Source organism: Acidovorax sp. LjRoot38, assembly GCF_964252975.1.
Classification (GTDB): Bacteria; Pseudomonadota; Gammaproteobacteria; order Burkholderiales; family Burkholderiaceae_C; genus Acidovorax; species Acidovorax facilis.
Genome location: NZ_CAXUPT020000002.1, coordinates 83,318 through 95,707, shown reverse-complemented (window position 1 = coordinate 95,707; position 12,390 = coordinate 83,318). Strand labels below are relative to the sequence as shown.

Below are 12,390 nucleotides of genomic sequence, written 5' to 3'. Positions count from 1 at the left end.
GGGTCCAGACGGTGTTAAGGCCGCGTCGGACAAGCCATGGCCGTGCCGCTCGCGTCATAGCAGGTGGCGCTGCGGCTCAAGCCGCTGTCCTTGCTGTAGCTGCTTTGTGTCTGCACGCTGTTGCCGGTGGCCGCACTGGTGGCGGTGGTGCTGCGGGCCTGCTCCACGCTGCCGTCGGCATTGCGGCTCGCCCCGCCGCTGCTGTGCAGACTGCCCTGGGCATTTTGGGCGGACACCGTGCCGCTGTGGCTGGCACTGCCGTCTGCACTGCGGGTGGTGCTGCCCTGGCGTGCGGCCACCCCGCCCTGCGCGCCCACGGCGGCGCCGCGGCGGGTGACGCTGCCGTTGCCCTGCCCATCGGTGGTGGCGGTGCGGCCGCGCAGCACCGCGCCGTTCGGGCCGCTGCGGGCCACGCCGGTGTGGGTGGTGGTACTGCCATCGGCGTTGTGTTCCACGCTCCGGCGGGTGCGGGCCTGCGCTTCGGTGGGGGCGGCCAGCGCCAGCACGGCGCTCAGCCCCAGGGTGGCGAGGGCGGGTAGCACAAGCACACCCGCTGCCAGCGCGGGGCGGTGCAGCAGGTCGTTGTCAGCGGGGTGGGGCAGCAAAGGCATGGTGGTCGACTCCTTGGGGTTTGCCTTGGGGTTTGGCATGGCCGTACTGTGGGTCCCGGGTGTGAGCCATTGATGGCAGTAATCCGCCGATGTATGACAAACCATGACAAACGACCGCGGCTCCGTCATGCCTTGTCATGGCTGGGGGTGCATGGCCCGCCGTACCGTCCAAGTAGCGCCTACCATTGCCACCACGCCGCCTTCACTTGCCACGTTGCTCCCTGCCCATGACCGACCCCCTGGCCAAAATCCTGGTCGCCGATGACGAGCCCGACCTGCGTGCCCTGCTGCAGCGCTACCTCAGCGACCAGGGCTACACCGTGCGCACGGTCGATGGCGCGGGCCCGCTGGATGTGCTGCTGCAGCGCGAGCGCTTTGATGTGCTGGTGCTCGACGTGATGATGCCGGGCGAGGACGGCCTGGCCATCTGCCGCCGCCTGCGTGCGCAGGGCGAGACCATTCCCATCCTCATGCTCACCGCACGCGGCGACCCGGTGGACCGCATCATCGGCCTGGAGATGGGCGCCGACGACTACCTGCCCAAGCCCTTCAACCCGCGCGAGCTGCTGGCCCGCATCCAGGCCATGGTGCGCCGCCAGCGCGTGCTGGGCGCCCACACCGGGCCGCGCCAGGCGGGCGGGCGCATCGTGTTTGGCGCGTTCACGCTGTGGCTGGATGAGCGCCGGCTGGAGCGCAACGATGGTCGCGACGACAACCACAGTCAGGGTGCCCAGGACGTGCCCCTGACCACCGGCGAATTCGCACTGCTGCAGGCGCTGGCCCAGCAGCCGCACCGTCCACTGGGGCGCGACCGGCTGATCGCGCTGGCCTACGGCCCCGACCACACCGCCACCGACCGCAGCATCGACGTGCAGGTGATGCGCCTGCGCAAGCTCATCGAGGCCGACCCGGCCCAGCCGCGCCACATCCGCACCGTGTGGGGGGTGGGCTATGTGTTTGTGCCCGATGGCGCTGCGCCGGGTGGAGGGCGCCAGCCATGATGGCCTTCGCAACCAGCCGCCGCTGGGGGCTCTGGCCGCGCAGCCTGCTGGGGCGCAACCTGCTGCTGATGGCTGCGCTCATCGTGCTGGGGCAGCTGGTGGCGGCGGTGCTGGTGCGGCAGATGATCTTCAAGCCCCGTGTGGCGCAGGTGGCCGATGGCGTGGCGCGCAACGTGACTGCGCTGCGGGCCGGGCTGCAGGCGCTGCCTCCGGCGCAGCGCGTGGCGTTTGTGGAGGCGTTCAACCGGCAGGCCGCGCAGGCCACACCGCCCGCTCTGCCAGAAAGCGCAGCGCGGCGCGGTCTGCTGTCGCCCTTGGAGCGGCAGTTTGTGCAGGCGGTGTCGCGCCGCCTGGGGGCGGGCGATGCTGAAACACAACCCCCGCAACCTGTGTGGCGCCGCGACAGCACCGGCGTGCTGGCCTTGCGCATGGTGCACGAGGGCACTGACTACTGGCTCAACCTCCCCAGCGTATTCCCCACCCGTGAGTTCACCGGCGCCTGGCTGGCCGCCACGCTGGCCAGCATGCTGCTGGCGCTGCTGGGCGCGTGGTGGCTGCAGCGCCACATCAACCGCCCGCTGGTGCAGGTGGTGGGCGCGGCGCAGCAACTGGCGCAAGGCCAGTCGCCCGCAACCCTGCCGGATGATGGGCCCGAAGAAATCGCCACCGTGGCGCGCAGCTTCAACCAGATGGCACAGAGCCTGACCACCGCCGACCACGAGCGCGCCCTGATGCTGGCCGGTGTGTCGCACGACCTGCGCACGCCGCTGACCAAGCTGCGCCTGGGGGTGGAGATTGCCGGCGCGCAGGTCGATGCGCCGCTGGCGGCCAGCATGGCGCGCAGCATCGACGAGATGGATGGCATCGTGGGCCAGTTCCTGCAGTTCGCACGCAGCGGTGAGGCCGAGGCGCCTACCACCGCATCGCTCAACGACCTGGCCCAGGCCGTGGCCGAGGCGCAGGCCGACCACGGCCGCGCGCTGGTGCTGGAACTGGGGCCCCTGCCCGACGTGCCCGTGCGCCCCCAGGCCCTGCGCCGCGCGCTGGACAACCTGGTGGAAAACGCCTGGCGCCACGGTGCGCCGCCGGTGGTGCTGCGCACGGGGGCAGACGCCACCCAGGTATGGCTGGAGGTGCAGGACCAGGGCCCCGGCATCACCGCCGAAGAGATCGACCGCATGCGCCAGCCTTTTGCACGTGGCGGCGGCACGGCGCGTGCGGGCGCACCGGGGGCCGGGCTCGGTCTGGCGATTGCCGAGCGCGTGGCGCGCGCCCAGGGGGGTGCGCTGGAGTTGCACAGCGCCCCCGGCCAGGGGCTGCGCGCGCGGCTGGTGCTACCGCAGACGGGGCCGGGTGGTGAGCCTGCGACGGCGTGAACGGATGCGCAACGGTGGAGCGAGCGGGCTGCCCGGTCCATCCACCGCTCCGCGCAGCGCCGCGGAGCCACGGGGGCGCAGAATTTGAGTAAAAATGGCCGCTAGCGCCTGTTGGATAAGCGCTGATAGCTATTAAATTCGTAGCGAATTTGTGGGGCGTGGTGCCCTGTGCTGGCCCTGGCCCTGGCCTTCGTCCCCCAGACGGAACACCGACACCACCTGCACCAGGTCTTCGGCCTGGTTCTGCAGGCTGCTGGCGGCGGCGGCCATTTCCTCGACCAGGGCGGCGTTTTGCTGCGTGACCTGGTCCATCTGCGTCACGGCCTCGCCCACTTGGGCCACGCCCAGCGATTGTTCGTGGCTGGCCGCGCTGATCTCGCCCACGATGTCGGTCACGCGGCGGATGGACGCCACCACCTCGGTCATGGTGCTGCCCGCGCGGTCCACCAGGGCCGTGCCTTGTTCCACGCGCTCCACGCTGGCGCTGATGAGAGCCTTGATCTCGCGCGCGGCCTCGGCACTGCGTCCGGCCAGGCTGCGCACTTCGCTGGCCACCACCGCAAAGCCCCGGCCCTGCTCGCCCGCGCGGGCGGCTTCCACGGCCGCGTTGAGCGCGAGGATGTTGGTCTGGAAGGCGATGGAATCGATCACGCCGATGATGTCCGAGATCTTCTGCGACGCGGCGTTGATGCCCTGCATGGTGTTGACCACCTGCGCCACGACCTCGCCGCCCTGGGTGGCCACGGTGCTCGCGCTCGCGGCCAGCTGGCTGGCCTGCTGGGCGCTGTCGGCGTTCTGGCGCACGGTGGCGTTGAGCTGCTCCATCGAGGCGGCGGTTTCTTCGAGCGCACTGGCCTGGCTTTCGGTGCGGGCCGAGAGGTCGGTATTGCCCTGGGCAATCTGCACGCTGGCCGTGGCCACGTTTTCAGAACCGTTGCGCACCTGGCGGACCACCTGCGTGAGCTGGCTGCGCATCTGCTGCAGCGCTTGCAGCAGCTGGCCGACTTCGTTGGTGCCGTGGGCCAGCGGGGCGCCGCTCAGGTCACCCTGCGCCACGGCGCGTGACAGCGCCACGGCCTGCGACAGCGGCACCGTCATCGAGCGCACAAACACCAGCGCCATGCCGCTGGTGGCCGAGAGCGTGACGACCAGCGCCAGAGCCACCCACAGCAGCCCCCGCTGCAGGTCGGACACCCGGGCCTGCAGCGCCTGGTCCAGGCTGGCCATGGACAGGTTGTTGAGCGCGTTCAGCGCTTCGATGGTGCGGGTGAAGGCGTCGAAATAGTCCTTGGAAGGCAGCTGGAGTTCGCTGGCGTTGATCACATCGCGCTCGGCCATCTGCAGCGATTGCTGGATCTGACTCTGCACGGCCTGCGCGCTGCTGCCCAGGGCGCGTTGGAGATCGGGGTTGCCTTGCAGGGCGCGGTCCAGCCCCCGGAAGGTGTCGGCCTGCAGCTCGGCCACACGCTGCTGCAGCACCAGCAATTGGCCCTTGCCCTGGGGCGTCAGCTCGCGTTTACCCAGCGCGCTGGCGCCTTGCGCGCGCAGCATGCCCAGCTTTTCGCCCAGCATGGGCGCCTGCACCAGCGAGGCCTGGATCAGCGCGTGCGTGTCGGCGTCGGGGTCGATCTGCAGGCCATAGGCATGCAGCAACGATTCGTTGAGCTGCAGCAGCGACGCGATGAGCTGCGTGTGCTGCGCCGTGCTCTGGGCCTGCTCGATGCTGCGTGCGGCCACGGCCTGCTCCAGCGTGCGCCAGGTCTGCTGGGCCTGGGTCCAGGCGGCCATCTGGGCGGCGGGCACCTTGGCGGCCGCAAAGCGGGTGGTGGCATCGTCCAGCGCCGCGTTGACGGCATCGCGCGCAGCGGGGCGGCGTGCTGCCAGGGTTTCGTCGCCGCCCAGCATGCCCACCGACAGGCCCCGGTGCACCTGCATCTGCTGCACGAGGCGGGTGAGTGCCTGCGCAGGGACCATGCCCTGCGCCTCGTGGCGCGCATGGCCAATGGCGTGCAGCGCATCGCGCACCGTCAGGTAGGTGGGCAGCGCACTCATCATGAGCCCGAGTGTCCCCAGGATGAGGAATTTTTCGAGCAGGTTCAAGCGGTGAAGAAGGGACATGGCAGTAGGCGCACGGTGGGTGTGTGCGCAAAAGGGTAGACCTCAGGGGGCGGGGTGTCGGCACCCGCCGACTGGGATGCGGCCCTCCATCAGGCCGCGCGGGATGTAACGCAATGTAGGGGGCTGTTTTGAGTAGGGTTTTGACTCAGGTCAATTTCCGCCGACCTGCGGGGCGTCTTTGGAGGCATGGAGGCGGGGCGGCGGCAGAGGGCGCGCTGGAGAATAATGGCCCCAACATCCGCCCCTTGGAGCACCTGGCATGCAATCGATCACCCTGCGCTTCCTGGCGTCTCAAAGCACCCTGCCCCAGGCCGGCCGTGTGCCCGGTGGCACCGTGCTGCGCTGGGTGGACGAGGCCGGGTTTGCCTGCGCCTGCGCCTGGGCCAAGGGGCCGTGCATCACCGAGTTTGTGGGCGGCGCGCATTTTGTGCACCCCATTCGCCCGGGGGATCTGGTGGAGGTGCATGCGCGCCTGGCGTCCACCACCGACACCGCCATGCACCTGGCCGTGGAGGTGCGCAGCGGTGGCATCCATGGCGAGCCGCTGCGAGAGGTGCTGCACTGTGTGGCGGTCTACACCGCCGTGGATGCCGACGAGCAGCCCCGTGCCATCGACAAATGGAGCCCCGAAACCCCCGGCGACATGGCGCTGGCCCAGCGGGTGAAGGCACACATCGACGCTGCGCGGGCAGCGCAGTGACGGCGCCTGTATCCGGCCCTCCAGGCCCGGTAGGTGGCCCGCTGCGTGCGCGCGACCTGCTGGCCGCCCTGGTGGTGGTGGTCCTGTGGGGCGTCAACTTCGTTGCGATGAAATGGGGGCTGCGCAGCTTCAGCCCCTTCCAGCTGGGCGCCGCGCGCTACCTGTGTGCCGCCTTGCCGCTGGTGCTGCTGGTGCGCCCGCCGCGCATGCACTGGCGCTGGGTGCTGTTGTTCGGGCTGTTCCAGGGCGTGGGGCAGTTCGGTTTTCTGTTTGTCGGGCTCAAGGTGGGCATGACGGCCGGGCTGGCCAGTGTGCTGCTGCAGACGCAGGTGTTCTTCACCGCGCTGTTCGGCTTTGCGCTGCTGCGCGAGCGGCCGGGGTTGCCCTTGCGGTGGGGCATGGTGCTGGCCGCGCTGGGGCTGGTGTGTTTTGCGATGAACTACGTGGGGCCGGGCTCCGGGGTGGGTGTGGCGGCGGCCACCACGCTGGCCGGTTTGTTGCTGACGCTGTGCGGCGCTGCCATGTGGGCCTCGTCCAACATCGTGGCGCGCCTGGCGCAGCAGCAAAGCCCGGGGTTTGATCCGCTGGCGTTTGTGATCTGGAGCAGCCTGGTGCCGGTGCTGCCTTTTGTGGCGCTGTCTGCCGTGTTCGACCCTGACGCCGCACGCTGGCTGCAGTGGCAAACGCTGGCGGATGTGCCCTTGCTGTCGTGGGCGGCTGTGGCCTACCTGGGCTGGGCGGCCACCATTGTTGGCTACGCGCTGTGGACCAACCTGCTGCAGCGCTACCCTGCCAACCGCGTGGCGCCCTTCAGCCTGGCGGTGCCGGTGGTGGGGCTTACCGCAGGCTGGCTGCTGCTGGACGAGGGTGTGGCGCCCTGGCAGTGGGCGGGGATTGTGCTGGTGGTGGCAGCTCTGGCCTGTGTGGTGTTGGGGCCAAAAATACAAGCAAAAATGGCCTCTAGCGCTTGATGGATAAGCGCTAACAGCTATTAAATTTATAGTATTTGAAGGGGAAGAGGCGGAGGCTCCTGCCACCCACCGCCTCTGCAGTGCGCCTGTTGCGCCGCTACTGAGCTGTTGCTAAGCGCTTACAGCGCCCTGCGCCGCGCGAACCGCACCACCGTCACGCCAGCCCTCGCCTGGCGCACCGACGGCATCACCAGCACGCAGTTGTCATACGGCGTGGTCACCGGCACACCGTCGTTGTCGCCGATCACGGTGCCAGCCTTTTCAAACAGCTCCAGCCCCGTGTAGGGCGCCACAAAGCGGAAGGCGCTGCTGGTGGCCACCACGGGGCCGGTCACCTCCAGCGCCCACTGGCGGGGCGCATCGGGCAGGCGCCAGCCGGGCAGTTGCTGCGCCAGGGCGTCGGCGCTCAGGGCGCCGGACTGTTCGATGAAGCGCACGCACTGGTCCTGCGCCACGACGCGGCTGGCCGGGTCGCCATGGAAGCCACATTCAATGAGCAGCGAACGGGTGCTGTTGCCGTTGTGGTCCTCCAGCGCGCCAAACCGGCCGTAGTCGCGCATGCGCACGCCGTCCTTGTGGCCCGCATCCACCACGATGTGCTCGGGCGAGCGCATGGCCCGCGCCAGCTCCAGGTTGCGCGGCTGGATGCCGGTGAGCAGCAGTGGGGCCGAGGGCTCGTGCATCGAGTGGATGTCGAGCAGCCAGTCCGCCTGCGCCACAAACGGGCGCAGCGCGGCGGCGCGGCGGCGCTCGTTGGTATCGGCTGCGTTGATGCGCTCCTCCAGCCATTGGCGGTTGAGGTCTTCGTCGGTGAAGCGCGAGGCGTCGTGGTTGCTCGCGTCAAACCGGTCGAACGCATCGAGGTTGCAGAACGCCAGCGTGAGCGTGCCCTGCTGCGGCCGCACGCCCGCTTCGAGCAGGCCCTTCAAGGCCCAGGCGCCGCACAGCTCGTTGCCATGCACCAGCGCGCTGACCATCACGTGGCGGCCGGGTTCGCCCGAGTCGAAATGCCAGACGCCTTCGGTGCCGGTGTTGCCAACGCGCCAGGCGGTGATGTCGGGCGCGGGCAGCTCGAAGGCCAGCGGTGGAACGGCCGTGTTTTGGGGGGCGGTGCTGCTGCTCATTCTTCGATCTTGGCGAATTCCACAATCTTCTTGTACTTGGCGACTTCGGCCGCCAGGAACTGGTCGATGTTGACCGTGGTCGCAGCCACGGTGGAGCCGCTGGCTTCCATCTTCTTCTTGAAATCGGGCGACTGCAGGGTGTCGTTCAGCGCCTTCTTCACCTTGTCGAACACCGGCTTGGGCAGGTTGGCCGGGCCCATCAGCGCAAACCACACGCCAATGTCCACGTTCTTGTACTGCGGGGTTTCGGCCAGGGCCGGGATGTCCGGTGTGGCGGCGGAGCGTTTGGCTTCGGTGGTGCCCAGGGCGATCACCTTTCCGCTCTTAATGTGTGGCAGGCCGCTGGAGAGCACGAACACGCCATATTCCAGGTTGTTGCCCATGAGGTCGTTGGTGAGCGGCGCGACGCCCCGGTAAGGGATGTGCGTCATGAAGAGCTTGCCCTGCTCCTTGACCATCTCGCCCGCCAGGTGCAGCGAGGTGCCCACGCCTGAACTGCCGTAGCTGAACTTGCCCGGGTTCTTGGACACCTTCTGCGTGAACTCGGCCAGGTTCTTCACGCCCGCGCCGGTGGATGCCACCAGCACCAGCGGTTGCGAGGCGATGAGGCCGATGGCGGTGAAGTCCTTCACGTCGTACTTCACCTTCTTGGTCACCAGCTTGTTGATGGCAATCTCGTTGCTGGCGCCCACCAAAAAGGTGTAGCCGTCGGGTGCGCTGCTCGCCACCTTCTGTGCACCAATCGCGCCGCCTGCGCCACCGATGTTTTCAATCACCACCGGTACGCCCAGCTTGGCACTCAGCTCCAGGGCCACGTTGCGGCCGGTCAGGTCGGTGCTGCCGCCGGGTGGGTAGCCCACCACAATGGTGATGGGTTTGGAGGGATAGGCATCCTGTGCGAACGCTGGGGCCGCCAGGAGGGCCATGCCACACAGCAAGGCGGTGCGGCGCAGGGAGGGAGTGTTTTGCATGCGGGGCTCCAGTGAAGTTCTTGTGGGTGGAGCCATTGTGAAAAGGCGGGCACACGTCTGTGGTGCTGAAATGGCACTGAGGTGTGCCAAATGGGTTCTGCCCCCTCGGGCAAACCCTGGGATGTCAACGCTGTGCCAGGGCTTTCCAGAGCGCTTCGGCCACGGGGCCGAGTCGGCGTTTGGGTCGGTACAGGCGCACGTCGAAACGCACTTCCATGCGCGCATCGCCCGCAGGCGCGAGCCGTTTGGCCTGGCAATCGGCGTGCACCATGGACCAGGGCAGCCACGCCACGCCCAGGCCTTTTTGCACGTATTCGTAGTGCGCGTCGGCCGAGTCGCACTCCACCACCCGCTGCAGCCGGGGCGCATGCGGGTTCTGGGACAGATGGTCTTCCACCAGCCGCCCCAGCGCGAGCTGGGGGGCATAGGCCAGGTAGGGCACGGGCAGGTGGTCTTGCCCGAAGCGGTGCAGCGCCTGCCCTTGTGCCGTCGCTCGCGAAATGGGCACCAGCCGGTCGGACGCCACCGTGACATGCATGAACTGGCGCGCATCCAGCCGTATCGCCAGCGCCGGGTGGTGGTACACGAGCGAGAAGTCGGCTTCACCCCTTTCCAGCAGCGCCACGGTGTCTGCCAGAGCGCGGGTGCGTATGCACAGCTCGGCGTTTTGCAAAATGGGCTGCAGCCGCACCAGCCAGTCGGCCACCACCGTGCGTGCCAGCGTGCGGCCGGTGGCCAGCGTCACGGTGCGGGCCTGCCGCCCGGCCAGGCTCTGCAGCTCCTCATGCGACTGCGCCAAGCTGCGCGCCATGTGGCCCGCAGTTTCCAGAAAGCTCTGCCCGGCAGGCGTCAGGGTGACGGGGCCGCCACCGCGCTCCACCAGCGGCGTACCCGCCCAGGCCTCCAGCGCGCGGATGCGGCGGCCAAAGGCGGGGTGCGTGACATGCCGCAGCTCGGCTGCCCGCGTGTAGCTGCGCTCCTGCGCCAGCACGATGAAGTCTTCGAGCCACTTGAGCTGCATGGGTGTGATCCGGGTGCAGCTGGGGCGCGAAGGTTGTCGGAGCTGAAAGTGGGGTGTCAGCGCGCGCGGGCTGCTTCGAGCACCGCGCGGGTGCGCTGGGCCTCGGTGCGCGCCGCCGCTGCAAAGTCGTCGCCCTTGGATGCGTACAGGATGGATCGCGACGAGTTCACGATGATCGGCCCGCCATCGCGCAGCCCGGCGCGCACGGTGGCAGCGGCGTCGCCACCCTGGGCGCCCACGCCAGGGATCAGCAGCGGCAGTGTGGGCGCAATGGCACGCACGCGCTCGATCTCCTGTGGGTAGGTGGCACCCACCACCAAGCCCAGCTGGCCGTTCTTGTTCCAGGGGCCTTGCGCCAGCCGTGCCACATGCTCATACATGAGCGGCTGGCCCTCGACACTGGCCAGGCGCTGGGTCTGCAGGTCGTCGCCGCCCGGGTTGGAGGTGCGGCACAGCAAAAAGGCGCCCTTGCCGTGGTAGGCCAGGTAGGGCTCGATGGAGTCGAAGCCCATGAAGGGCGACAGCGTGACCGCATCGGCACCGTAGCGCTCGAAGGCCTCCTTGGCGTACTGCTCGGCCGTGGAGCCAATGTCGCCGCGCTTGGCATCCAGGATCACCGGCACATGCGGCGCGTTGGCGCGCATGTGCTGCATCAGGCGTTCGAGCTGGTCTTCGGCGCTGTGGGCGGCAAAGTAGGCGATCTGTGGCTTGAAGGCACACACCAGATCGGCTGTGGCGTCCACGATGGCGGCGCAGAAGTCATAGATCTTGTGCGCATCGCCCTGCATTCCCGCAGGAAACCGCGTGGGCTCCGGGTCCAGGCCCACGCACAGCAGGGAGTTGTTTTGCGCCGTGGCGTCGCGCAGCATGTCGGTGAAGGTCATGGGGCCTGATTTTAGGTGGGGTGACAAGCACCGCCGCACGGTTTTCTACCCGCCGCTGCGGCGCAGAGGACTCCGGGGTGTGGTCACGAGCCCGCAGTGGGCAACAAAAAAGGCCGTCTCGACGGCCTTTTTTGGGGTGGTTCGGGAGTCCCCGTACGCAGGAGGAGCCCCTCTACCGAATTCGCATTCCCTCAGCGCGGTACCGCCAGCAGGCGCTGCACGTCGCGGTCGTTGGGCAGTGCGTAGTCGTGGCCGCGGATGATGCGGCTGTCTTCCGTGCGCACGAGCTTGAGGCTCACGTAGGTGAAATTGGCAGCGGCCGAGTAGGTACCCACCAGCACCAGCGAGGCATTGTGGCTGCGGGCGATATCCTTGATTTCGCGGGACAGCAGCAACTCGCCAGCACCTTCGCGCACGAACACGTCGCCGCGCAGCTTGATTTCCTTCACGTTGAAACCGCTGGCCGCCATGTGCGAGGCGTATTGCTCGGACAGCGTGCGGCCCAGAGGGGCCGAGCGGCTCAGGTCGTTCACGTTGACCACGGTGGCCACCAGGACGGGGCCGCTGCCTGCAGCGCTCAGGTCGAAACCGGCGGTCAGCTTGGCCACAGCATCGCGGCTGCTGGTCAGGAACTGGTTGTTGGCGGCTTCCTGGTAGGTCGGATCGGTGCGCGTGGGCGCGCCATTGTTGGCACAGCCGGCCAGCAAAGCTGCTGCGGCCAGCGCGGTCAGAAGTGCTGCGGTTTTCATTGCGAAACTACCTTCATATTGACGTTCTTGTAGTACGACGGACGCATGAACAGCGGCGTGTCCGCGTTCTCAAGGTAGTACACATCGGTCTTGCGGGCCACATACTGGCCGCCGCGTGTGACCGTGGTGGTCAGGATCAGCTCGGTGTTGGTGGGGCCACCCGAGTTGATGCTGGCGCCGTAGTCAGCCAGCGAGGTGGCACCCAGCGCGGCCAGCAGTTGCAGATCCAGGTGCTCGTGACGCAGGCCGTAGGCTGCCATCAGGCCCGCAGCGATCATCGTGAACTGGCCAGGAATGAAGTGGGGGCGGGGGCTGTTGTGACGAACCACCTGCGTGTTGTACGTCACGTTGAGTGCCTGGCCAGGATCCTGCAAAACAGGCGCACCGCTTTGCACGAGCTTGGTGATCAGGAAATCACGGAATGCCAGATCGAATGCGCTCGGGTTGGGGGGCAGTGCGACATGCAATTGCGTGCCAGGGGCCATGCCGGTCTTGTCGAGCGTGCTGAGGGTTTGCGCCACCACGTCGTTCGAGACCAGTTCCCAGTGGCCCGCCGAGCGGACCTTGGGTTGTACCGTCAGCTCAAAGTTCTCCGCCAGGGGAATGGGCGAACGATAAGCACATCCCGCCAAAGTAGCCACAGCGCCGGCCAATACCGCCAAGCTGACTGCCTTTGAAAATTTCATGATTCCCTCCTACGGACTTTGAGAGGCGGGGACATGAACAGATACATCCCACGCGATTGAAAAATAATTCTGGGCGCGATACTCAACAAAAACAAGAAAAAATTGAGGTAACTGCGCCCAGACACACGCAATTCGTTGTTTTTGGTCACAGATTGGCGTGCTTGCTTACGCGCGGCTG

General features: G+C 67.8%; 12 protein-coding genes. 4 read left to right on the top strand and 8 right to left on the bottom strand.

Features of this window, described 5'->3' with window-relative positions; all coding sequences use genetic code 11:
* Nucleotides 1–14: 14 nt before the first annotated feature.
* Nucleotides 15–611, bottom strand: coding sequence for a hypothetical protein (locus tag ACSQ22_RS02990; protein ID WP_436129383.1), 597 nt, complete (start codon nt 609–611; stop codon nt 15–17).
* A 227-nt stretch (nt 612–838) separates the two neighbouring features.
* Here ACSQ22_RS02990 and ACSQ22_RS02985 point away from each other — a divergent pair, with 227 nt between their 5' ends.
* Together ACSQ22_RS02985 and ACSQ22_RS02980 are read left to right on the top strand one after the other, a co-directional pair.
* On the top strand, nt 839–1,612 hold the full coding sequence (locus tag ACSQ22_RS02985) for a response regulator (RefSeq protein ID WP_436129382.1): 774 nt from the start codon (nt 839–841) through the stop codon (nt 1,610–1,612).
* Entirely contained in the window at nt 1,609–2,988 is a 1,380-nt protein-coding gene (locus ACSQ22_RS02980) for an ATP-binding protein (protein WP_436129381.1), read from the top strand. Before ACSQ22_RS02985 ends, ACSQ22_RS02980 begins: the two co-directional genes overlap by 4 nt.
* A 132-nt stretch (nt 2,989–3,120) precedes the next feature.
* Here the strand turns inward: ACSQ22_RS02980 and ACSQ22_RS02975 are convergent, their stop codons facing one another.
* Nucleotides 3,121–5,106 (bottom strand): methyl-accepting chemotaxis protein, encoded by a 1,986-nt coding sequence (locus ACSQ22_RS02975; RefSeq protein ID WP_436129380.1) that lies wholly within the window; start codon nt 5,104–5,106, stop codon nt 3,121–3,123.
* Nucleotides 5,107–5,365: 259 nt separating this feature from the next.
* On the opposite strand from ACSQ22_RS02975, the gene ACSQ22_RS02970 reads away from it, so the two are divergent.
* Nucleotides 5,366–5,806: an acyl-CoA thioesterase gene (locus tag ACSQ22_RS02970; protein WP_436129379.1), complete on the top strand. Its 441-nt coding sequence runs from the start codon at nt 5,366–5,368 to the stop codon at nt 5,804–5,806.
* Nucleotides 5,803–6,777: an EamA family transporter gene (locus tag ACSQ22_RS02965; RefSeq protein ID WP_228897157.1), complete on the top strand. Its 975-nt coding sequence runs from the start codon at nt 5,803–5,805 to the stop codon at nt 6,775–6,777. Before ACSQ22_RS02970 ends, ACSQ22_RS02965 begins: the two co-directional genes overlap by 4 nt.
* A 119-nt stretch (nt 6,778–6,896) precedes the next feature.
* Here ACSQ22_RS02965 and ACSQ22_RS02960 read toward each other — a convergent pair whose 3' ends face one another.
* From ACSQ22_RS02960 to ACSQ22_RS02935, 6 genes are all read right to left on the bottom strand, one after another.
* On the bottom strand, nt 6,897–7,901 hold the full coding sequence (locus ACSQ22_RS02960; RefSeq protein WP_436129378.1) for a succinylglutamate desuccinylase: 1,005 nt from the start codon (nt 7,899–7,901) through the stop codon (nt 6,897–6,899).
* Nucleotides 7,898–8,872: a Bug family tripartite tricarboxylate transporter substrate binding protein gene (locus tag ACSQ22_RS02955; protein ID WP_055400334.1), complete on the bottom strand. Its 975-nt coding sequence runs from the start codon at nt 8,870–8,872 to the stop codon at nt 7,898–7,900. Before ACSQ22_RS02955 ends, ACSQ22_RS02960 begins: the two co-directional genes overlap by 4 nt.
* Before the next feature lie 124 nt (nt 8,873–8,996).
* Nucleotides 8,997–9,893, bottom strand: a complete 897-nt coding sequence (locus ACSQ22_RS02950; protein ID WP_218300819.1) for a LysR family transcriptional regulator — start codon at nt 9,891–9,893, stop codon at nt 8,997–8,999.
* A 56-nt stretch (nt 9,894–9,949) separates the two neighbouring features.
* Nucleotides 9,950–10,777 carry an orotidine-5'-phosphate decarboxylase gene (pyrF, locus tag ACSQ22_RS02945; protein ID WP_121508156.1) on the bottom strand — a complete coding sequence of 276 codons (828 nt, stop codon included), beginning with the start codon at nt 10,775–10,777 and terminating at the stop codon, nt 9,950–9,952.
* A gap of 191 nt (nt 10,778–10,968) precedes the next feature.
* The gene (locus ACSQ22_RS02940; protein ID WP_055400340.1) at nt 10,969–11,526 is read right to left on the bottom strand and encodes a FlgO family outer membrane protein; all 558 of its coding nucleotides are present in this window, start codon (nt 11,524–11,526) and stop codon (nt 10,969–10,971) included.
* On the bottom strand, nt 11,523–12,212 hold the full coding sequence (locus ACSQ22_RS02935; RefSeq protein WP_055400342.1) for a hypothetical protein: 690 nt from the start codon (nt 12,210–12,212) through the stop codon (nt 11,523–11,525). Before ACSQ22_RS02935 ends, ACSQ22_RS02940 begins: the two co-directional genes overlap by 4 nt.
* Nucleotides 12,213–12,390 lie beyond the last annotated feature (178 nt).

What these genes read in the sequence shown, in the direction of transcription:
- ACSQ22_RS02990 (WP_436129383.1), bottom strand. Translation starts at nt 611, where the DNA reads ATGCCTTTGCTGCCCCACCCCGCTGACAACGACCTGCTGCACCGCCCC.
- ACSQ22_RS02985 (WP_436129382.1), top strand. Translation starts at nt 839, where the DNA reads ATGACCGACCCCCTGGCCAAAATCCTGGTCGCCGATGACGAGCCCGAC.
- ACSQ22_RS02980 (WP_436129381.1), top strand. Translation starts at nt 1,609, where the DNA reads ATGATGGCCTTCGCAACCAGCCGCCGCTGGGGGCTCTGGCCGCGCAGC.
- ACSQ22_RS02975 (WP_436129380.1), bottom strand. Translation starts at nt 5,106, where the DNA reads ATGTCCCTTCTTCACCGCTTGAACCTGCTCGAAAAATTCCTCATCCTG.
- ACSQ22_RS02970 (WP_436129379.1), top strand. Translation starts at nt 5,366, where the DNA reads ATGCAATCGATCACCCTGCGCTTCCTGGCGTCTCAAAGCACCCTGCCC.
- ACSQ22_RS02960 (WP_436129378.1), bottom strand. Translation starts at nt 7,901, where the DNA reads ATGAGCAGCAGCACCGCCCCCCAAAACACGGCCGTTCCACCGCTGGCC.
- ACSQ22_RS02955 (WP_055400334.1), bottom strand. Translation starts at nt 8,872, where the DNA reads ATGCAAAACACTCCCTCCCTGCGCCGCACCGCCTTGCTGTGTGGCATG.
- ACSQ22_RS02950 (WP_218300819.1), bottom strand. Translation starts at nt 9,893, where the DNA reads ATGCAGCTCAAGTGGCTCGAAGACTTCATCGTGCTGGCGCAGGAGCGC.
- pyrF (WP_121508156.1), bottom strand. Translation starts at nt 10,777, where the DNA reads ATGACCTTCACCGACATGCTGCGCGACGCCACGGCGCAAAACAACTCC.
- ACSQ22_RS02940 (WP_055400340.1), bottom strand. Translation starts at nt 11,526, where the DNA reads ATGAAAACCGCAGCACTTCTGACCGCGCTGGCCGCAGCAGCTTTGCTG.
- ACSQ22_RS02935 (WP_055400342.1), bottom strand. Translation starts at nt 12,212, where the DNA reads ATGAAATTTTCAAAGGCAGTCAGCTTGGCGGTATTGGCCGGCGCTGTG.